Below are 20,250 nucleotides of genomic sequence, written 5' to 3'. Positions count from 1 at the left end.
CTGTCACTGTTTCAGAAAGGTTTTACGACGACCAGGATCACGATGAGAATCAGGGCCAGGGCCGGTACTTCATTGAAGATCCGATAGAATTTTTCGCTGTGTCGATTGGAATCTTTTGCAAAGTCGCGAATCAGCACGGCGCAGTAATGATGGTAGCCGAGCAGGGCGACCACGGCTGCGAGCTTCAGCCATAGCCAGCCGCTCGCTGCAAAAGCATCCCAGGCCAGTATCAGCAGCCACGGCCCGAACACCATGGTTGCGATCATCGAGGGTCGCATGATGATGCGGTAGAGTTTCGCCTCCATCACCCGGAACCGCTCCTTACCAGATTCGTCGACTGTAGCGCTGTGGTAGACGAACAGCCTCGGCAGATAGAAGAGTGCGGCAAACCAGGTCACTACTCCGATGATATGAAGGGCTTTTACCCAGAGGTACGTGGTACTCACAGGTCAGCATCCCGATAATTGTCGATGTCCTGCTGGGTGATTACGCCCAGCACCGAGGCGATCATAGGGGCGGTCACACGGCGCACGCAGATGGCCTCGGACTCCTTCAGCGCGTGCTGGGCTTCTGCCAGGGTAGCGCGATAGTCGATATTGGCGACGTCCAGGCGCTGTCCGGGTATCTTCATCAGATCGATCATCCGTTCTTCAGTTTCGTCCTCCGGCTCACCTTCGAGCGGAAACTCTTCGTTCACATATACCAGCAGATCGGTGGCGCTGAGTACGCAGCGTATCCGTCCAGCTGACTTTTCTATCACGATCCAGCGTGGCTTCTGCGCCAGGGCCTGGCGCACGTCGGCGATCGAGCTCTGCTGGGAGAGCCGCACGAGGGCGCGATTCATGATTGCTGTGACACCGGCGCGCTGCAGATGAAGGGTGACCGGGTCGGCGGGGTATTGTAGCCCCAGAGTTTTCAGGGTCGAGATAAAAACGGACTTTTGTTTGAAAGCGACGCCGGTGACCAGGGTGGCCACCACGATGATGAGCATGGCAGGGAGAATCAGATTCGGATTGGCGGTCAGCTCCATCACCGCCAGCAGAGCGGCGAGTGGCGCCTGCAGCACGGCGCCCATCATTGCCGCCATCCCGAGCATGACATAGAAACCCACAGAGATTTCCTGGATCGGAGTGAAGGTACTGCCGATGAATCCAAGTACGCCGCCGACCGCAGCGCCGATGACGAAAGTCGGTCCGATGGTTCCGACCGGCAGGCCGAGACCAACGGCTGCTGCGCTGGCCAGTGTTTTGAGTAAGACGACGAGCAGCAGGGTGGTCAGGGTGAGCTGACCGAGCATGGCGGAGTTGACGGTGTCGTAGCCGATTCCCATCACTTCCGGTGCGGTAACACCGGCCAGACCGGTGATTGCACCGGCGAAGAGCGCGCGCAGCCAGAATGGCCAGTCAGACAGTCGTGCAAACATCTGCACGGCCGTGATGAACGCGGCGGCGATGCAGCCGATGATCACGCCACCGACCACAATGAAGGGTATCTCGAGCCAGGACTGGAGGTTCACCGAGGCAACGATGAAGGCGGGCTCGTTACCGATGAAGAAATGAGTCAGCAGAGTTGCAGTGACCGACGCGATGATGACGGGAATGAAACTGCCCATGGTGTATTCCATCATTACCACTTCCATCGCGAAGATCACCCCGGCGATCGGTGTGTTGAAGGATCCTGCGATTGCAGCGGCTGTGCCACAGGCGACCAGAGTCCTTATGCTGTTGTTCGGCAGATTGAGGGCCTGACCGATCATGCTGGAACTCGCGGCCCCGAGGTGCACGGCGGGTCCTTCCCTGCCGCCGGACTGACCACTGATCAGGGCGATGAGACCGCCGAAAAACTGAATGATTGCGTTACGGGCGGGCAGGTGACCCTGATGCCGGCTCAGGCGTTCCATAACGTGTACGACGCCCACCCGCCGGTCTGCCGCTGTGAAACGGGTGAGCAGAATGCCGATGAGGAGCGCGCCCGCGACCGGCAGCAGCAGTCTGCCAATGTAGGGCAGTGATTCGAAAGACTCGCCGCCGTTCTGGAGGATCCACTCCGCAAGGACAAAGTCTATGGAGACCCGGAAAGCCAGGATCACCAGGCCTGTCAGCAGACCCGCGACAATCGCCAGGATCGACAGTTGAGGCAGCGCGTCGACATTCGCCAGCTGACGCCGGAAGAACTCGGGGCTGAGGAGACGTGGCAGTTTCAGTGGTGACTTAGTTCTCGTGGATGGAAGGGTCAATGCATCACTACAGGCGCATTAGTATAAGCTGCGGCCGATGAATAAAGGCAGGTTATGGCGCCAGGCAAGGTCAGCGGTCTGAGAAGTGCTTCGGAATATCGGGTGGTGTCTCACCATCCACTGCGACGAGCGTTGATGGTCGTGGCTGTTGCCGGGATCTGTGCGCTGGGTGTGTTCGGCGGGTACTGGTTCGGCGGCGCGGAGTCCGAATTGGATTCCAGCTATGTGGATTCTCTGGAGTCACTCAAGCGCGCCAATGCGGCGGAGCTGAAGACGCTCAAGGGTGCTCTCGTGGAAGCCGGCCTGGCTCGTGAGGTAGATCGGCAGGCGGCAGAGGAGTTGCGCGAGTCGATTCGAGCTTTGCGAAACGAAGTGGCGGCTTTGCAGGAAGAAGTTACTTTCTACAAGAGTCTGATGGCGCCCAGTACTGTCGCCAAAGGGTTACAGATCGCAGAGTTCGATCTGTCGAAAGCGGGTGCGGAGCGCCAGTTTCTCTACCACATCCTTCTGACACAGGTTGAATCCCGGCGTGACTGGATCCAGGGTGAAGTTCGCCTGGAGGTCTTCGGGATGCCGCCGGGTGCGGAGGTCGAACAGGTGCTGCCGTTCACAGAACTCGCGGGCACAGAACCTTATCCTCTGAAGTTCCGGTTCCGCTACTTCCAGGATCTGAGCGGCCTGGTGACGCTGCCGGCCGGCTTCCAGCCTACCCGCGTGGTGGTTGTCGCCAGAAAGCGGGGGGGTGGGAATGTGGACGTAAGCCGGACATTCGGCTGGACGGCATCGGGATGAGCGTCTTTAATCCGTAAGGAAAGGCAGGAACAGCATGGCAGGATTCACAATGGCAGGACCCAGGAAGACCCGGAGTGGCGAAAAGGGTGTGACCCTGATTGCGGCCAACACTGAAATTACCGGAAATGTGGAATTTGTCAACCAACTATACATAAATGGTATAGTGCGAGGCAACATCCTGGCCAATGCGGATTCCGACGCTACGGTCATCATCAGTGAAGAGGGATCGGTGATTGGCGAGATCCGTGTGCCCAATGTGGTCGTCAATGGCAAGGTCGAGGGTGATGTCTACGCAAGCACCCGACTGGAGTTGGCGGCCAAGGCCGAAGTAAAAGGCAATGTTTACTACAAGCTGATTGAAATGCAGCTTGGCGCCATGGTTGCGGGCCAGCTGGTACACGATGATGCCCTGGGTAGCGCCAGCAAACCCAACGTCCACAAGTTTCCTGCCGAAAACAACGAGGCGACCGCGGCCAGAGGGCACTGACTCGGGGCTCGCATCGCGTTCAAGGTGGCGGCCCGCCTTACAGGCGTCGGCATGAAACATTCGAACTGGCAGTGTCGGACAGTCAGTACCGCAGCTTCCGGTTGACCCTCCCCGATCAGATTGCATATTGTGTTGGCCTCCCGGGCAACCGCCCGGCTCGCAGAAACGCATAGCCAGTACAGATACATAGATCAACATGGACATCCAGTTTTCCAGCCAGGCGGCCGCAAAGGTCAGGAAGCTCATCGAAGCCGACGGCAATGATGAGCTGAAACTGCGCGTGTTCGTTTCGGGTGGGGGATGCAGCGGGTTTTCCTACGGGTTCACCTTCGATGAAGAAGTCGCTGAAGACGATTCCGTGATTGTGCAGGACGGGGTGACGCTGCTGGTGGATGCACTCAGTTATCAGTATCTGCTGGGGTCACAGGTCGACTATGTGGAAAACCTGCAGGGTGCCCAGTTCATCGTCAGCAATCCCAATGCATCGTCGACCTGCGGCTGCGGAAACTCCTTCGCCGTCTAGACTGAGCTCCCTGGCTGGCGCGCCTCGGTACGGACCCTCCAAGGGCGCGGCTGCGACGGCTTGAGGACCGGTAAGGGGCCAGCCGCTCACGGCGGGTAGATGGCCCCGAGAATTCGACTTCCTCTCGCGCCCGTGACCGAAGGGGCGTTGCCCGTCAGTTCTGCCAGTCTGCGCATGGCCAGCCAGGCGAATGTGGCAGCCTCGATGCTGTCTCCGTCAACGGCCAGATCTTCGCTGACAATCACCGGTGCGCGGGCATGGTCAGCGATTCGTGTTCGCAGCAGATCGTTGTGGCGGCCACCGCCGCAGAGGATGACTCTACCGGCATCCACGGACCAGGCGGTGATCGCGTCGGTGATTGAGACGGCTGTCAGCTCCAGCAGGGTGCGCTGTACGTCCGCCGCCGCCGCATCCCCGGATCCGATTACCCTGTTGAGCCAGGCCAGATTGAACTGTTCCCGGCCGGTGCTCTTTGGCGGGCTGCGTCTGAAAAAGTCATCAGCCAGGCATCTTTCGAGCAGGTCCGGCAGTACCCTGCCGGTGGCCGCCCAGCGCCCCCCGGCATCGAAGGCCGTGCCCTCATGCAGGGCACACCAGCTGTCCATCAGGCCATTGCCGGGTCCGGTGTCGAATCCCCGAATCTGCTGACCAGATGCTTTCGGCAGAACACTGATGTTGCCGATTCCACCGATATTGACCACCACCCGGGTTTCTTCCGGGGTGCGGAACAGCGCCTCATGGAAGAGGGGTACCAGTGGAGCGCCCTGGCCTCCCGCCGCCATGTCGCGTCGTCGGAAATCGGCGATCGTGGTGATGCCGGTCGTCTCAGCAACGAGATTGGGATCGCCAATCTGCCAGGTGAATGGGGATTCATGGAATGGTCGGTGTCGAACCGTCTGACCGTGACTGCCGATTGCCTGAATGTCCCTTGCCGCGCAACCTGCTTCGTTGAGAAATTCGAGCACCGCCTCGCCGATAAAAAGACCCAGATCCCTGTCGAGACTGCCGATCAGATCCAGATCGTCGTTGCCGGGTTGTCCGGCAGCGAGCAGATCGAGCCTGAGCCGGTCGGGTAGTGGTTTCGTGGTTGCGCGGACAACCTCGGGGCGTGCACCGGATTTGAGAAGGGCGAGATCCAGGCCATCGACACTGGTGCCACTGATCGCGCCGACAAAGAGCTGCCCCGATATGGGTTGTGCACTCAATGGGAATGCACGCCTGACGTCCTCATCGTGCGAGGGCGAGCTGGATCTGCTGCTTGTAGTTGCCGAGCAATGCCAATAAGGGTGACACCTGGGTAGCGAATCGGTCTTTTTCGTTGCCGGGAACTGGCGTGGCATCGGGCAGTTTCACGGTACGTGGATTCTGATGCACACCATTGACCAGAAACTCGTAGTGGAGATGAGGGCCGGTGGCCCATCCGGTGGCTCCGACATAGCCGATGATCTGGCCTTGTCGCACCTTGCTGCCGGCTCGGATGCCTCGGCCGAACTTGGACATGTGAAGGTACTTGGTCATGAACTGCTCGCCGTGCTGGAGCACGACATAGTTGCCGTTTGAACTTGAGCGGGTAGCAGCTGTGACCCGGCCGTCACCCGAAGCGAGGATGGGTGTGCCGGTTGGTGCGGCGTAGTCAATGCCCCGGTGCGGCATGGTGCGATTATGTAATGGGTGCTTCCGACGCAGGTTGAAGTTCGAGCTGATCCTCGAGAATTCGACCGGTGCGCGGAGAAAGGCCTTGCGCATATTCCGGCCGTCGGGGCCGAAGTAGCCGGGCTGGCCGTTGGCATCCCGGTAAAGCACTGCCTGATAGCTCTGTTTCTGGTTGATGAACTCTGCGGCCAGGATATCGCCGTAGCCGACAAACTCGTCACCCAGATAAAGCTCTTCGAAGAGCACATAGAACTCATCACCTTTTCTGATATCCAGGACGAAATCGATATCCCACTGGAACATCTGAGCCAGTCTCATGGTGAGGGCGTCGTCCAGGCCTGCCTTCTGGCTCGCCAGGAAAAGACTCTGGTCGATCACCGCATGGCGATGTGCGGTCAGCCGCTCAGGCTCACGGAAGATCTCCTCACCAATGAAACCGCCGTCTTCCCGATTGAACACCAGTGTTTCCAGCGGCCCTGGTGAGTAGGTCATCCCCAGAAGTCGATCGTCGGCGGTGAGGCTGAACGTCAACTTGTGGCCGGGGTAGATTCTTTTCAGCCGTGCACCCAGCGGTTTGCTCGCGAGCAGGTTGGCCAGTTCACGCTGGGGGATTCCCTCACGCTTGAAAATCAGCGCCAGGCTTTCACCGGGTCGCACCGCGGTTTCCCGGAAAATGGAATCCGGCTGAGCTGCAACTTTCGTCGCAGCTTCCGGCAGGGTGCCGGTATCCGGGCCGGCTGGTGCAGGAAGGAGTGTGGCCGCTTGAGCAGGTTCCGCAGATCCATCGATTGCGGGTGTCACGCCGGCTGATTCGGTTGAAAGGGCCGTGTCTCTGGGGCTCGGTGAGGAGGTCCCGGTTAAAGGCGGGAGACTGAGCTGCTCAGAAACGGTCACCGGGCGGCTCTCTGCACCCTGATCCTCCATGGTGAAAAACACCATGATGGCCAAACCAAGCGCTAACACGCCGCAGATAATGAGATGACGATACGGGATGATCACGCGGGTCGCTGTCCTTCTCAACTTCACCAAAAACGCTTCAAAAACGGGCGGTTACACCGTGTTTTTCGAACTGAGGCTGGCTTGGCCGGGCTAGTATAGGCGATTGTTTCCCGTTGAGAAGCCCGGAATGGGTGATAGCTTTTAAAAGGTCCAGCTGCCCGGGGCCCTCCTGCTTGTGCGGGAATCCCGTTTTGGTATGGTGGCGCGCTTGTTCTGTCTGGCGAGAGAATGGCCCGGCAGCCGCTGAAAAATCAACAATCGAGAGTCGGGCGAAACCCATGCAGAGCGGATTGCTGGAAGATTTGAGGGAGCGGGGTCTCATCGCACAGGTATCCGATGAGGCCGGGCTTGCTGAGCATCTGCACGGGGGTGTACGGACACTCTACTGCGGATTTGATCCCACGGCGGACAGCCTGCACATCGGTAATCTGGTGCCGCTGCTGACATTAAGGCGGTTTCAGCAGGCGGGCCACCGTCCGATCCTGCTGCTTGGAGGCGCCACCGGACTTATTGGAGACCCCTCTGGAAGGACCGACGAAAGGTCGCTGAATCAGGCTGAAATCGTCGCTGAATGGGTTGAAAACATCCGCCGCCAGGTCGAGCGGATGGTGAGTTTCTCCGGTTCAAATGCGGCAAAAATTGTAAATAATCTTGACTGGACCCGCGATCTTGACGTGATTTCCTTTCTGCGAGACATAGGAAAACACTTTTCCGTTAATGCGATGATTCAGCGGGAGTCGGTTCGCAGCCGGCTGGATCGGGAAGGTGAGGGCCTGTCCTTTACCGAGTTCAGCTACATGCTGCTCCAGGCGATGGATTTTCTTCGTCTGGCAGAACAGGAAGCGTGCACCCTGCAGATCGGTGGCAGCGATCAATGGGGCAATATCGTCTCCGGTATGGATCTGGTGCGGCGGAAGCTGGCTGCGCCGGCATTTGCGCTTACCCTGCCGCTGATCGCCAAGGCAGACGGCACGAAATTCGGAAAAACCGCAGCCGGGGCTGTCTGGCTGGATTCCCGGAAAACGTCGCCCTACCGGTTCTATCAGTTCTGGCTCAACACAGCAGATGCGGATGTCGAACATTTCCTCAAAGTGTTCACCTTTATCAGTCTAAAGGACATCGCCACACTCCTCGCCAGCTTCGAGTCTGCACCCCAGCAGAGGGTGGCGCAGAAAGCCCTGGCGGACGCAGTCACCCTGCTGGTACACGGGGAAGAGGCCCTGAATTCCGCTCAGCGGATCACAGAGGCACTTTTTTCCGGCGAGACCGCCAAGCTGACCGAGGAGGACTTCGCCCAGCTGCGCCAGGATGGTATCGACTGCACGGCCGTTGCGGACAGGCCTGCCGGTCTGCTTGCTGTGCTGGTTGATGCGGGCCTGTCACCGTCCCGGGGTCAGGCTCGTAAGCTGATTGAAGGCGGGGGCGTCAGGATAAACGGAGCGGTAGAACGGGACCCCGAGCGAAGTCTCGACTTCACAGATGCCTGGTTCAATCGCTACTATCTGCTGCGGAAGGGAAAGAAGAACTGGCACCTGCTGGTCGGTTGAGCCCCGAAAAACGGGCTAAAACAGGCCGGAAATCTTTTTGCGGTTATTTCTCGAACGGCGCTTGCCAGTCAAGGTCGCCTGCGTATAATACGCCTCCCTTGCCACGGGGTCAGAAGATCCCGGGCCGCTCTTTAACAAAGAAATACTGAACAAGCCATTCGTGTGGGTGCTTGTAATTCATTGGTGTTTTCACGTTGATCAGACGTGATTACCACGAAATGCAATGCACAATCACCAGCCGGTTTCGATCGGTTCGGTGAGCGAAGTAATACATTTAGTTGAGCAACCTATGATCTTTAGCGAACTCGGAGTAATCCGAGGGCGCGATTTCAGTAAAAACTGAAGAGTTTGATCATGGCTCAGATTGAACGTTGGCGGCACGCCTAATACATGCAAGTCGAACGAGAAAGCACTTCGGTGTGAGTACAGTGGCGGACGGGTGAGTAACGCGTAGGAATATGCCTGGTAGTGGGGGACAACTCGGGGAAACTCGAGCTAATACCGCGTACGCTCTTCCCCTTAAAAGGAAGAGGAAAGTGGGGGATCTTCGGACCTCACGCTATCAGAGTAGCCTGCGTTGGATTAGCTAGTTGGTAGGGTAAAGGCCTACCAAGGCGACGATCCATAGCTGGTCTGAGAGGACGATCAGCCACACTGGAACTGAGACACGGTCCAGACTCCTACGGGAGGCAGCAGTAGGGAATCTTGGGCAATGGGCGAAAGCCTGACCCAGCGATGCCGCGTGTGCGAAGAAGGCCTTAGGGTTGTAAAGCACTTTCAGCAGTGAAGAAAGGCCGGGGGCTAATATCCCCCTGGTCATGACGTTAGCTGCAGAAGAAGCACCGGCTAACTCCGTGCCAGCAGCCGCGGTAATACGGAGGGTGCGAACGTTAATCGGAATTACTGGGCGTAAAGCGCGCGTAGGTGGTTCGGCAAGTGGGATGTGAAAGCCCCGGGCTCAACCTGGGAATTGCATTCCAAACTACCGGGCTAGAGTATGGTAGAGGGAGGTAGAATTTCCTGTGTAGCGGTGAAATGCGTAGATATAGGAAGGAATACCGGTGGCGAAGGCGGCCTCCTGGACCAATACTGACACTGAGGTGCGAAAGCGTGGGGAGCAAACAGGATTAGATACCCTGGTAGTCCACGCCGTAAACGATGAGAACTAGCCGTTGGACACCTTAGAGTGTTTAGTGGCGCAGCTAACGCGATAAGTTCTCCGCCTGGGGAGTACGGCCGCAAGGTTAAAACTCAAATGAATTGACGGGGGCCCGCACAAGCGGTGGAGCATGTTGTTTAATTCGATGCAACGCGAAGAACCTTACCACCCCTTGACATACTCGGAACTTTCCAGAAATGGATTGGTGCCTTCGGGAACCGAGATACAGGTGCTGCATGGCTGTCGTCAGCTCGTGTCGTGAGATGTTGGGTTAAGTCCCGTAACGAGCGCAACCCTTGTCCTTATTTGCCAGCGGGTCATGCCGGGAACTCTAAGGAGACTGCCGGTGACAAACCGGAGGAAGGTGGGGATGACGTCAAGTCATCATGGCCCTCACGGGGTGGGCTACAAACGTGCTACAATGGGGAGTACAAAGGGCTGCAAACCAGCGATGGTGAGCGAATCCCAAAAAGCTTCTCGTAGTCCGGATAGGAGTCTGCAACTCGACTCCTTGAAGTCGGAATCGCTAGTAATCGCGAATCAGAATGTCGCGGTGAATACGTTCCCGGGCCTTGTACACACCGCCCGTCACGTCATGGGAGTGAATTGCACCAGAAGTAGCTAGTCCAACCTTCGGGAAGACGGTTACCACGGTGTGGTTCATGACTGGGACGAAGTCGTAACAAGGTAGCCGTAGGGGAACCTGCGGCTGGATCACCTCCTTAAACCTTATGGCCTGAGTATCTGTTCGGTAGATTTCGTTAACCTGAGCATTCGTGTTCAAGTTTCGGGATTCACCTGCAGATGCAAGATCGGCCCAGCTCACAATGAATGGAAACGAGGGGACAGTTTACTGTCCAGCCATCGCTCACGCGGTGGCCGCCCACACGAATGGTTTGTCAGTATTCTTAAGAGCAGACATCCGAACAGGGTCTGTAGCTCAGTTGGTTAGAGCGCACCCCTGATAAGGGTGAGGTCGGTGGTTCAAATCCACCCAGACCCACCAGATATCCGGTCCCGCCAAGTAAGCCAGGCGATTTCGGCTCATAGCGAGCGGAATTGCTGTGCGGTGGAGGATATTTCGCGGTTCTCGGCGGAACTGCCGGTTGCGATCGCGACTGCATCTTCGAAGAGGGGCCGTAGCTCAGCTGGGAGAGCGCCTGCCTTGCACGCAGGAGGTCAGGAGTTCGATCCTCCTCGGCTCCACCAACACTTGTTCGGTCGCCCGCCTTCCAGTTCCTGCTTTAGGCTGGGCCTATGTCGCAACGCGCACCGTTTGAGCCAACATCTAATGGTTCCAGTCTGTGTCATTGCTCGGATTAACCTCGAATGGTTAGACCGGGACAGTCTGAGAAGATCATTAGATGTTGGTTTGGCAGGAATCCCTTTTCCTCGGGATGAGGGTATTCGGAAGTCGCCACGTTCTTTAAAAATTCATTAGATATGTAGCCGCATTGTTATTCCTGAACTTCATGCTGATTTCAGCGTGACTTTCAGTCGATAACAACGCGGGTAACCTGTTAACTGCATACCCGCAGTTAGCAGATTCAAGATGCGTCTTGGAAGTTCGAGGGGCGTGTGGTGAAAACCGTGCGTGATACTCGAATATTCTGGCAAACGTTACCGATCCAGCCTGCCGTGGTAAGCGATACCGATGTTGAATAAACATCTGTGCGCAAGGTGGACTGGGTTATATGGTCAAGCGTTTAAGTGCATCTGGTGGATGCCTAGGCAGCTGAAGGCGATGAAGGACGTTGTAGCTTGCGATAAGCCTCGGGGAGTCAGCAAACAGACTTTGATCCGGGGATTTCCGAATGGGGAAACCCACCGCTCTCGAGCGGTATCAGCACCTGAATACATAGGGTGTTTGAAGCGAACCCGGGGAACTGAAATATCTAAGTACCCGGAGGAAAAGAAATCAACCGAGATTCCCTTAGTAGCGACGAGCGAACGGGGACCAGCCCTTAAGCATTCGTACTGTTAGTTGAAGTGTCTGGAAAGTCACGCGATACAGGGTGATAGCCCCGTAGACGAAAACAGTGTGTTTGTGAAATCGAGTAGGACGGGGCACGTGAAACCTTGTCTGAACATGGGGGGACCATCCTCCAAGGCTAAATACTCTCAGCTGACCGATAGTGAACCAGTACCGTGAGGGAAAGGCGAAAAGAACCCCTGTGAGGGGAGTGAAATAGAACCTGAAACCAGATGCATACAAGCAGTGGGAGCCGGTGTCGCTTGCGACATCCGGTGACTGCGTACCTTTTGTATAATGGGTCAGCGAGTTACTTTTACTGGCAAGGTTAACCATTTAGGGGAGCCGTAGGGAAACCGAGTCTTAACAGGGCGTGCTCTTCGCAAGAAGAGTTTAGTCGGTAGGAGTAGACCCGAAACCGGGCGATCTAGCCATGGGCAGGTTGAAGGTTGAGTAACATCAACTGGAGGACCGAACCCACTAATGTTGAAAAATTAGGGGATGACCTGTGGCTCGGAGTGAAAGGCTAATCAAGCCCGGAGATAGCTGGTTCTCCTCGAAAGCTATTTAGGTAGTGCCTCTTGTATCACCATCGGGGGTAGAGCACTGTTTGGGCTAGGGGGTCATCCCGACTTACCAACCCCATGCAAACTCCGAATACCGATGAGTGCAATCAAGGGAGACAGACAGCGGGTGCTAACGTCCGTTGTCGAGAGGGAAACAACCCAGACCGCCAGCTAAGGTCCCGAAATCACAGTTAAGTGGGAAACGATGTGGGAAGGCATAGACAGCCAGGAGGTTGGCTTAGAAGCAGCCATCCTTTAAAGAAAGCGTAATAGCTCACTGGTCGAGTCGGCCCGCGCGGAAGATGTAACGGGGCTCAAACTGTGTACCGAAGCTGCGGATGCGCGTCCTTCGGGACGTGCGTGGTAGAGGAGCGTTCTGTAAGCCTGTGAAGGTGAATCGAGAGATTTGCTGGAGGTATCAGAAGTGAGAATGCTGACATGAGTAACGATAAAGGAGGTGAAAATCCTCCTCGCCGAAAGACCAAGGGTTCCTGCGCAACGTTCATCGGCGCAGGGTGAGTCGGCCCCTAAGACGAGGCCGAAAGGCGTAGTCGATGGGAAGCTGGTTAATATTCCAGCACCGATCGTAGCTGCGATGGGGTGACGGAGAAGGCTAGACTGGCCTGGTGATGGTTATCCAGGTTTAAGCAAGTAGGCTGAGATTCCAGGTAAATCCGGAGTCTCCCCTTCAGTGGGAAAGTCGAGATGTGATGACGAACCGCTCTTATACGAGCGGGAAGTAGTTGATGCCATGCTTCCAAGAAAAACCTCTAAGCTTCAGGCTACGGGCGACCGTACCCCAAACCGACACAGGTGGTCGGGTAGAGAATACCAAGGCGCTTGAGAGAACTCGGGTGAAGGAACTAGGCAAAATGGCACCGTAACTTCGGGAGAAGGTGCGCCGCTTGGGGTGATCGGACTTGCTCCGTAAGCTCTGGGCGGTCGAAGATACCAGGTGGCTGCGACTGTTTATTAAAAACACAGCACTCTGCAAACACGTAAGTGGAAGTATAGGGTGTGACGCCTGCCCGGTGCCGGAAGGTTAATTGATGGGGTTAGTCTTCGGACGAAGCTCTTGATCGAAGCCCCGGTAAACGGCGGCCGTAACTATAACGGTCCTAAGGTAGCGAAATTCCTTGTCGGGTAAGTTCCGACCTGCACGAATGGCGTAACGATGGCCACACTGTCTCCACCCGAGACTCAGTGAAATTGAAATCGCGGTGAAGATGCCGTGTACCCGCGGCTAGACGGAAAGACCCCGTGAACCTTTACTATAGCTTCACACTGGACTTTGACTTAACTTGTGTAGGATAGGTGGGAGACTTTGAAGCAGTCACGCCAGTGATTGTGGAGTCAACCTTGAAATACCACCCTGGTTACGTCGGGGTTCTAACTCTGACCCGTTATCCGGGTCGAGGACAGTGTGTGGTGGGTAGTTTGACTGGGGCGGTCTCCTCCTAAAGAGTAACGGAGGAGCACGAAGGTGCACTCAGCATGGTCGGAAATCATGCGTTGCGTGTAAAGGCATAAGTGCGCTTGACTGCGAGACTGACAAGTCGAGCAGGGTCGAAAGACGGTCTTAGTGATCCGGTGGTTCTGTATGGAAGGGCCATCGCTCAACGGATAAAAGGTACTCCGGGGATAACAGGCTGATACCGCCCAAGAGTTCACATCGACGGCGGTGTTTGGCACCTCGATGTCGGCTCATCACATCCTGGGGCCGAAGCCGGTCCCAAGGGTATGGCTGTTCGCCATTTAAAGTGGTACGCGAGCTGGGTTTAGAACGTCGTGAGACAGTTCGGTCCCTATCTGCCGTGGGCGTATGAGATTTGAGAGGAGCTGCTCCTAGTACGAGAGGACCGGAGTGGACGAACCTCTGGTGTTCCGGTTGTCACGCCAGTGGCATTGCCGGGTAGCTATGTTCGGAAGGGATAACCGCTGAAAGCATCTAAGCGGGAAGCCCACCTCAAGATAAGATCTCACTAATCTTCGGATTCTAAAGGGCCCTCGTAGACTACGAGGTTGATAGGCAGGGTGTGTAAGCGTTGTAAGGCGTTGAGCTAACCTGTACTAATTGCCCGTGAGGCTTGACCATATAACCGAGTCTGTCGGTCCCTTCGGGGCCCTGCAGAGCTGGTTAGCAGGTAACAAGCCAGATTAGAAACCAGGAACGCATCTTGCTACATATCTTCTGAATGACCTTGTTTCGTCTGAAGCAGACGGAGCAGGCAAAAGAATTCTCACCGTTGATGGTGGGTAGCGACGGAGTTTTCGCAGAAAACTCCTTAGGTACTCACCGAAGGTGAGTACCCTTTGTCTGACGACCATAGCGAGTTGGAACCACCTGATCCCATACCGAACTCAGTAGTGAAACGGCTCAGCGCCGATGGTAGTGTGGGGTTTCCCCATGTGAGAGTAGGTCATCGTCAGGCTCTTATTCCTAAAAAGGCTCAACCAGCAGGTTGGGCCTTTTTTTTCGGGCAATCAGCAGTTGCTGGCAGACAATGGCGCGGACAGATCCTCTGGCCGTAACCGTCCGGTAAACCCATCTAGCGCGATCTGAATCGGGTGCCGAGGATAGTGTCCACTTAATCGATAGGTGGACACAAAGATGGCAGGAGTGCGCGGTACGCGTCGCCGTCATAGCGCAGAGTTGAAGACCAGAGTTCTGGATGCCTGTAACGAACCTGGGTAAGCGCCGACTATTCCCCGTTCTTGAAGTTAGCAGGTAGTAGTGCTTCGAAGTCACTGATGTTGACAGCCTTGGGTAGCTCTGCGAACAACTGCAGCAAGTAGTCGTGTGGATTCAGTCCATGCCCTTTGGCCGTCTCGATCAAGCTGTAGAGATTTGCGCTGGCAGTGACCCCGCGCTGTGATTGAGAGAACAACCAGTTTTTCCTGCCGATCACGAACGGCCGGATCGCATTCTCAGCACGGTTGTTGTCGATGGGATAAACACCGTTTTCCGTATAGCGCGTCAGCCGTGGCCACTGATTGTGCAGATAACTCATCGCCTTACCTGTCGCCGTGCCGGGCGCTGTCCTCGGCAACGCTTTCTCCAGCCAGACGTGAAGTCGGTCAAGCAGCAGGATAGCCTGCGCCTGGCGAGCATCATGCACTTCGTCTGTCGTTGCTCCTTTGAGCGAGCGTTCCACCCCATAGAGTTTGTTGATCAGCGCCAACGCCTGGTCCGGTGTGCCGGTTTTTCCTTTCGGCTGCAGCCGCTGTGCCTCAACGAACTTACGCCGTGCATGCGCCCAGCAACCGAGTCGCTCGATCTGCGTTGTCGTGCACAGCCCATCGTAGCCCTCATAGCCATCGACCATCAGAGCGCCGGCATAGTCGCCGAGCAGATCCTTCGGTACCTGCCCGCTGCGGGTCGGCGCATAGTGGAACAACACGGTCCCAGCGTTCGGTGGTCCCGCCGCCGTGACCCACATGTAACTCTTCGATTGTGGTTTGCGGCCTGGCTCAGCGAGCACCTGCACCGGGGTCTCGTCCATATGCACGACCGGCATCTGCCGGATCTGATCCCACAGCAGATTGATCAGCGGCTGTACCAGCTGCCCGCAGGCAATCATCCAGTTCGCCAGGGTGGTGCGGTCCAGGTGCACGCCGAGGCGTTCGAAGATCGCACTCTGGCGATACAGGGGTAGCGCATCCTGGTATTTGGAGACGGTGATCCACGCCAGCAGGCTGGGGGTCGCCATGCTCTTGGGGATCGGTTGCGGCGGCTTCGCCGCCGTCACCACATGGCCTTCGCAGCACGGGCACGTGTATTTCTTCTGGATGTGACGCAACACGTACAGTTCGGCGGGCTTGAACTCGAGTTGTTCACTCGCCTCTTCACCCATCGGGGTGAGCGCACAGCCGTGCTCGGCACAGACCTTCTCGGCCTCGGTCAGATCATGGATCACGTCGACTCGCGGCAGATCGTCTGACAGACGTGGCCGGCCACGGCGTGCTCGTTGATGACCTTTGACCGCGATTGGCTCGGCCGCAGCCGGAACCTCTTCCAGATCTGCGCCTTGATCGAACAGGCGCTCCTGCTCCGGTGGGGTTTGTTCACTTGAGGATCCGAACTGACGATGACGCAGCGCGCGGATCAGTTCTTCAAGATGCTGGATGCGGCGGTCTTTCTGATCGATCGTCGTGGCTTGCTGATCAACGCGCGAACGCAGCGTGACGTTTTCTTCAAGCAGTGCTGACGTTGATTTCGCCATGCGCGCAGTGTAATCGAGCGCGACTCAGACGGCGACATATTCCAGCGCACTGTGCGGCTGCATGCGCGTGATATCGAAGCCACGCAGCAGCCAGTGGAACTGTTCTTCACTCAACTCGATCACCGCCGCATCGAGCTTCCTCGGCCACAAGAACTTCGCCCGCTCCAACCGCTTGTACCACAGACAGAACCCGGTCTCGTCCCAGTAGATAACCTTCAGTTTGTCGCGACGCCGGTTGCAGAACACGAACACGGCATCTGCATAAGGTGACAGAGCCATGCTGTGCTCGATGATCACCACCAGGCCGTTGATGGCCTTGCGGAAGTCGACCGGTTCTCGGTGCAGGTACACGGTCGGTACATCCTGGAACAGTCTCACGTGCGCAGTGCACGGATCAGTTCACGAAGCCAGGTCGACGAGGTCCCGGCATCACAGCGGATAGTGACATCCTGAACCTGGATCGTGACCGAGCGGGATGCAGCAGAGACTCGGACCGGCACAAAGTCACTCGGCTGCTTGCGCAGCCGAGCTCTGACCTTGGAGAAATAGCCGGCGTTCAGATCACGCTCGGAGCAGAACGCTGCGGCACTCTGGGAACCTGATTCGAACTCGGCTATCAGTGACTGCCAATCGGCAGAGGATCGACGACGGGGCATGATTAGACCTCCTGATTCGGGAGGCCGAAACTATCGAACATCGTTCAGCTTCAGAAGGACGGGGATTACTCGGCGCTTACGAACCTGGAGCCTCGGTTGCGCGGATCGCGATGGAGCACGGGCTGAACGCGAACCTGGTACACAGGTGGCGTCGGCTGGCGGGACCAGGGCAGCGGGCGGTTAAGGACATTGATCCGATCAACGAGTTCATCGCCCTGCCGGTGTTACCGCCGACCGGATCGATGCCGGCAGGCGACATCCGGATCTCGATCCGTCGAGGTGGCACGACGCTCGATATCCAGTGGCCAGTCGCGGGCGCAGGGATCTGTGCCCAGTGGCTGAGTGAGTTGCTGCAGTGATCCGTATCGATGAGATCTGGCTCGCCGTCGAGCCGCTCGACATGCGGGCAGGCCCCGATACCGCGCTGGCCCGGGTGATCAAGGTTTTTGGTGAGGCGCGTGCGCATCACGCCTACCTGTTCGCGAACCGGCGGGCCAATCGGATGAAGGTGCTCGTGCACGACGGCTTTGGTCTGTGGTTGTGTGCCCGACGTCTGCATCGCGGCGGCTTCATCTGGGCGGGTGTACGGTCAGAGGCTGCGGTGACGCTGACCGCCGAGCAGTTGCAGGCACTGGTGGTTGGACTGCCCTGGCAGCGACTGGGCGCGGTCGCCATCCGGCTTGCCTGAGCCGGATATTTTTCTCGCAATGGATCCCGTTCGGTTGCCTGTTGTGGGATACTGCCCGCCATGCACTCGGCCGATCAACTTGCCACCTTGGACGCAGAATCGCTGCGTGCGCTGGCCGCGCAGCTACTTGCCGAAGTGGTCGAGATCCGCCGCGACAACACGCTGAAGCAACTGAAGATCGACCAGCTCACCCACGAGATGGCGATCCTGAAGCGCTGGAAGTTCGCTGCACGTAGCGAGCGGTTGAACCCCGCCCAGCGTCACCTGTTCGAAGAGACGCTCGAAGCCGATCTGGAAGCCATCGGTCTAGAACTCGAGGCGTTACAGAGCATCGAACAGCGTACCCCGCTCAAGGGCAAGCCGCGCCGGGCCGCCTTGCCCGCCCATCTGCCCCGCACTGAGGTGCGCCACGAGCCGGAGTCGACCCTTTGCGCCTGCGGTTGTGCCATGAAGCGCATCGGCGAGGATATCAGCGAGAAGCTCGACTATGTGCCGGGCGTGTTCAGCGTCGAGCGACACGTCCGCGGCAAGTGGGTGTGCGGGCGCTGTGAGATCCTCGTCCAGGCGCCGGTACCCCCGCACGTGATCGACAAAGGCCTGCCGACGGCAGGCCTGCTGGCCCAGGTGCTGGTGGCCAAATACCTGGATCATCAGCCGTTGTACCGACAGGAAGGTATTTTTGGCCGGGCGGGGGTGGCGATCCCGCGCTCAACCCTGGCGCACTGGGTGGGTCAGTGCGGCGTTCAACTGCAGCCGCTGGTGGACGCCTTGCGAGAGCAGATGCTCGAACGACCCGTTTTACACGCTGACGAGACGCCGGTGGCAATGCTGGTACCCGGCAAGGGTAAAACCCATCGGGCCTATGTCTGGACCTACGGGACGACGGTCTATGATCCACTGCAGGCCGTGGTCTACGACTTCGCCGAGGGTCGTGCTGGAGCGCACGCCAGGCGCTTCCTCACCGGCTGGCAGGGCAAGCTGGTGTGTGATGACTTCAAAGGTTACAAGGCGCTGTTCGCCGGTGGCGTCACAGAAGTGGGATGCCTGGCACATGCCCGGCGCAAGTTCTTCGATCTGTGGACGAACCACCAGAGTCCCGTTGCAGAAGAGGCCTTGCGCTTCTACGCGGCGATCTACGACATAGAACGAAGCCTGCAGGCGCTCGATGTCGATCAGCGCACTCGACTGCGAACACTGAAGACCCGGCCGATCGTGGATACCTTCCACGACTGGCTGGTACTGCAGCGTCAGAAGGCGACGGATGGCACGGCGATTGCCAAAGCCATCGACTACAGCCTGAATCGCTGGAGTGCACTCGTCCGGTTCGTCGAGGACGGCAATCTGCCGCCGGACAACAATCACATCGAGAATCGCATCCGGCCGATCGCGCTGGGGCGTTCGAACTGGTTGTTCGCGGGATCTCTGCGCGGTGGGCAACGTGCCGCTGCTGCGATGAGCCTCATCCAGTCAGCAAAGCTTAACGGGCATGACGCCTACGCATACCTTAAGGACGTGCTCGAGCGACTGCCGACGCAGCCGGCGAGCCGGATCGAAGAGTTACTGCCGCACTGCTGGAATCCCGACACCAGCGCTACGTAGACAAAATCCTTCTAAAGGCAAGATGGGTTCACCGGACGGTTACCTCTGGCCGGCACCAGACCGGCCAGTCGGGGCAGGCGCTGGTTGTTCGTGTCGATGGCCCGGCCCTAAACTAGCGGACCAGGATGCGAGGGGGTGAGCCGATGTCCGATCCGCAACAGGTCGAAGAGGATCTGCTGATGGCGCGGCTGAGTCCCCTATTGAATGGCGGATCGCCGACCCTTGCCGAGCTCGGCATGACTCTGGATCGTGTTCAGGAACTGGGATTTTCCGTTTCTGAAGATCGTGTGCGGATACCCGATGGCATCGAGCGACTGGATGGTTCCAGAATTCGGGATCAGCTGAGCGGCCGGGCGTTGCGCTGGCTTAATGACCTGGAAGTATTTCCAGTGGTCGGTTCTACAAACGCTCACCTGATGAGAAAGACGGCGGGAGGCTCAATCGCCGGACTCGTCGCAATAGCGGAGCTGCAGGTAAAGGGTCGCGGGCGGCGGGGTAGAGGCTGGCAGAGCCCGTTCGGGAGCAATCTGGCGCTGTCAGCAGGACTGTCTTTCCCGCACAAGCCTGCGGATCTTGGCGGCTTCAGTCTCTGCATCGGCCTCGCGCTGGTGGATCAGCTCCTCGATCTTGGAATTCAAGGTGTCGAGGTCAAGTGGCCGAATGATGTGCTGCTGCATGGACGAAAGCTGGCAGGTGTACTGATTGAGCTCGTTTCCTGCCCTGACAGGACGGACGTCGTCGTTGGAGTTGGGATCAATCTGCAGTTGACCCCGTCGGTCCGTTCTCTCATCGATCAACCGATTGCCGACCTCCATGAAACGGGGTGCATCGTGTCCAGAAATCTGCTGGCCGCCCGTTTCCTGTCCGGCATCGTGGATTACGCTCAAGGGTTCGCACAGCAGGGCTTTCGTCCCATGGTGGAGGCGTTCAACTCCCATCATCGCTTCCATCGGAAGCCCGTACGCCTGATACAGGCCGACGGGGAGTCCTGTGGAGTCGTGCAGGGGGTCACAGAGACCGGTGAGCTGATCCTGGAAACTGTGTCTGGTACCTGTGTGTACAACGCAGGTGAAGTATCGATGCGTGACGCGAAGGCCTGATACCCGGTTGTCCGCTCGATTCCAGGACGACTATACTGCCGGCGCCCGCA

15 protein-coding genes, 2 tRNA genes and 3 rRNA genes are annotated in these 20,250 nt (G+C 57.7%); 13 read left to right on the top strand and 7 right to left on the bottom strand.

Annotated features, from left to right (window positions below; genetic code table 11):
• Window positions 1-11: 11 nt before the first annotated feature.
• The gene (hemJ, locus tag R3E82_15020; GenBank protein MEZ5552196.1) at window positions 12-446 is read right to left on the bottom strand and encodes a protoporphyrinogen oxidase HemJ; all 435 of its coding nucleotides are present in this window, start codon (window positions 444-446) and stop codon (window positions 12-14) included.
• Window positions 443-2,236 carry a chloride channel protein gene (locus R3E82_15015; GenBank protein ID MEZ5552195.1) on the bottom strand — a complete coding sequence of 598 codons (1,794 nt, stop codon included), beginning with the start codon at window positions 2,234-2,236 and terminating at the stop codon, window positions 443-445. Before R3E82_15015 ends, hemJ begins: the two co-directional genes overlap by 4 nt.
• A 54-nt stretch (window positions 2,237-2,290) precedes the next feature.
• Between R3E82_15015 and R3E82_15010 the strand changes: the two genes are divergently transcribed.
• The 3 genes from R3E82_15010 (at window position 2,291) to erpA (ending at window position 4,038) form a co-directional block, all read left to right on the top strand.
• On the top strand, window positions 2,291-3,028 hold the full coding sequence (locus R3E82_15010; GenBank protein MEZ5552194.1) for a DUF6776 family protein: 738 nt from the start codon (window positions 2,291-2,293) through the stop codon (window positions 3,026-3,028).
• 34 nt (window positions 3,029-3,062) lie between these two features.
• Entirely contained in the window at window positions 3,063-3,515 is a 453-nt protein-coding gene (locus R3E82_15005) for a polymer-forming cytoskeletal protein (GenBank protein MEZ5552193.1), read from the top strand.
• A gap of 196 nt (window positions 3,516-3,711) precedes the next feature.
• Entirely contained in the window at window positions 3,712-4,038 is a 327-nt protein-coding gene (gene erpA / locus R3E82_15000; protein MEZ5552192.1) for an iron-sulfur cluster insertion protein ErpA, read from the top strand.
• Between the two features lie 86 nt (window positions 4,039-4,124).
• On the opposite strand, the gene R3E82_14995 is transcribed toward erpA, so the two are convergent.
• Window positions 4,125-5,243 carry an anhydro-N-acetylmuramic acid kinase gene (locus R3E82_14995; GenBank protein MEZ5552191.1) on the bottom strand — a complete coding sequence of 373 codons (1,119 nt, stop codon included), beginning with the start codon at window positions 5,241-5,243 and terminating at the stop codon, window positions 4,125-4,127.
• 22 nt (window positions 5,244-5,265) lie between these two features.
• Window positions 5,266-6,690, bottom strand: coding sequence for a peptidoglycan DD-metalloendopeptidase family protein (locus R3E82_14990; GenBank protein ID MEZ5552190.1), 1,425 nt, complete (start codon window positions 6,688-6,690; stop codon window positions 5,266-5,268).
• A gap of 278 nt (window positions 6,691-6,968) precedes the next feature.
• On the opposite strand from R3E82_14990, the gene tyrS reads away from it, so the two are divergent.
• From tyrS to rrf, 6 genes are all read left to right on the top strand, one after another.
• Window positions 6,969-8,237 (top strand): tyrosine--tRNA ligase, encoded by a 1,269-nt coding sequence (gene tyrS, locus R3E82_14985; protein MEZ5552189.1) that lies wholly within the window; start codon window positions 6,969-6,971, stop codon window positions 8,235-8,237.
• A gap of 336 nt (window positions 8,238-8,573) precedes the next feature.
• Window positions 8,574-10,121, top strand: a 16S ribosomal RNA gene (locus R3E82_14980).
• Window positions 10,122-10,325: 204 nt separating this feature from the next.
• Window positions 10,326-10,402 (top strand) — tRNA-Ile (locus R3E82_14975).
• Window positions 10,403-10,529: 127 nt separating this feature from the next.
• Window positions 10,530-10,605, top strand: a tRNA-Ala gene (locus R3E82_14970).
• Between the two features lie 487 nt (window positions 10,606-11,092).
• Window positions 11,093-14,029 (top strand): 23S ribosomal RNA (locus R3E82_14965).
• Window positions 14,030-14,250: 221 nt separating this feature from the next.
• Window positions 14,251-14,366, top strand: a 5S ribosomal RNA gene (rrf, locus tag R3E82_14960).
• Together the 16S, 23S and 5S rRNA genes with 2 tRNA genes alongside form the textbook arrangement of a ribosomal RNA operon.
• A gap of 270 nt (window positions 14,367-14,636) precedes the next feature.
• Here rrf and R3E82_14955 read toward each other — a convergent pair.
• Genes R3E82_14955 through R3E82_14945 form a run of 3 tightly spaced genes read right to left on the bottom strand, consistent with a single transcriptional unit; the run spans window position 14,637 to window position 16,813 of the window.
• A complete protein-coding gene (locus R3E82_14955; protein ID MEZ5552188.1) occupies window positions 14,637-16,157 on the bottom strand; it encodes an IS66 family transposase in 1,521 nt (506 codons plus the stop codon).
• Window positions 16,158-16,181: 24 nt separating this feature from the next.
• Window positions 16,182-16,508 carry an IS66 family insertion sequence element accessory protein TnpB gene (gene tnpB / locus R3E82_14950; GenBank protein MEZ5552187.1) on the bottom strand — a complete coding sequence of 109 codons (327 nt, stop codon included), beginning with the start codon at window positions 16,506-16,508 and terminating at the stop codon, window positions 16,182-16,184.
• Window positions 16,509-16,531: 23 nt separating this feature from the next.
• Complete coding sequence (locus R3E82_14945; protein MEZ5552186.1) at window positions 16,532-16,813, bottom strand: hypothetical protein; 282 nt, start codon at window positions 16,811-16,813, stop codon at window positions 16,532-16,534.
• An 11-nt stretch (window positions 16,814-16,824) separates the two neighbouring features.
• On the opposite strand from R3E82_14945, the gene R3E82_14940 reads away from it, so the two are divergent.
• From R3E82_14940 to R3E82_14925, 4 genes are all read left to right on the top strand, one after another.
• Window positions 16,825-17,172, top strand: a complete 348-nt coding sequence (locus tag R3E82_14940) for a transposase (protein MEZ5552185.1) — start codon at window positions 16,825-16,827, stop codon at window positions 17,170-17,172.
• Complete coding sequence (gene tnpB / locus R3E82_14935) at window positions 17,169-17,501, top strand: IS66 family insertion sequence element accessory protein TnpB (GenBank protein MEZ5552184.1); 333 nt, start codon at window positions 17,169-17,171, stop codon at window positions 17,499-17,501. Before R3E82_14940 ends, tnpB (R3E82_14935) begins: the two co-directional genes overlap by 4 nt.
• 60 nt (window positions 17,502-17,561) lie before the next feature.
• The gene (locus tag R3E82_14930) at window positions 17,562-19,100 is read left to right on the top strand and encodes an IS66 family transposase (GenBank protein ID MEZ5552183.1); all 1,539 of its coding nucleotides are present in this window, start codon (window positions 17,562-17,564) and stop codon (window positions 19,098-19,100) included.
• Between the two features lie 143 nt (window positions 19,101-19,243).
• Window positions 19,244-20,200 carry a biotin--[acetyl-CoA-carboxylase] ligase gene (locus R3E82_14925; protein MEZ5552182.1) on the top strand — a complete coding sequence of 319 codons (957 nt, stop codon included), beginning with the start codon at window positions 19,244-19,246 and terminating at the stop codon, window positions 20,198-20,200.
• The last annotated feature ends 50 nt before the right edge of the window (window positions 20,201-20,250 follow it).

This window comes from Pseudomonadales bacterium, from assembly GCA_041395945.1.
In the GTDB taxonomy this organism is placed as follows: Bacteria; Pseudomonadota; Gammaproteobacteria; order Pseudomonadales; family Azotimanducaceae; genus SZUA-309.
This window is presented reverse-complemented; position numbering and strand designations above follow the sequence as displayed.

Bases quoted from the DNA above. Each gene is read 5' to 3' on its own strand.
- R3E82_15010 (MEZ5552194.1), top strand. From the start codon at position 2,291: ATGGCGCCAGGCAAGGTCAGCGGTCTGAGAAGTGCTTCGGAATATCGG.
- R3E82_15005 (MEZ5552193.1), top strand. From the start codon at position 3,063: ATGGCAGGATTCACAATGGCAGGACCCAGGAAGACCCGGAGTGGCGAA.
- erpA (MEZ5552192.1), top strand. From the start codon at position 3,712: ATGGACATCCAGTTTTCCAGCCAGGCGGCCGCAAAGGTCAGGAAGCTC.
- tyrS (MEZ5552189.1), top strand. From the start codon at position 6,969: ATGCAGAGCGGATTGCTGGAAGATTTGAGGGAGCGGGGTCTCATCGCA.
- R3E82_14955 (MEZ5552188.1), bottom strand. From the start codon at position 16,157: ATGGCGAAATCAACGTCAGCACTGCTTGAAGAAAACGTCACGCTGCGT.
- R3E82_14945 (MEZ5552186.1), bottom strand. From the start codon at position 16,813: ATGCCCCGTCGTCGATCCTCTGCCGATTGGCAGTCACTGATAGCCGAG.
- R3E82_14930 (MEZ5552183.1), top strand. From the start codon at position 17,562: ATGCACTCGGCCGATCAACTTGCCACCTTGGACGCAGAATCGCTGCGT.
- R3E82_14925 (MEZ5552182.1), top strand. From the start codon at position 19,244: ATGTCCGATCCGCAACAGGTCGAAGAGGATCTGCTGATGGCGCGGCTG.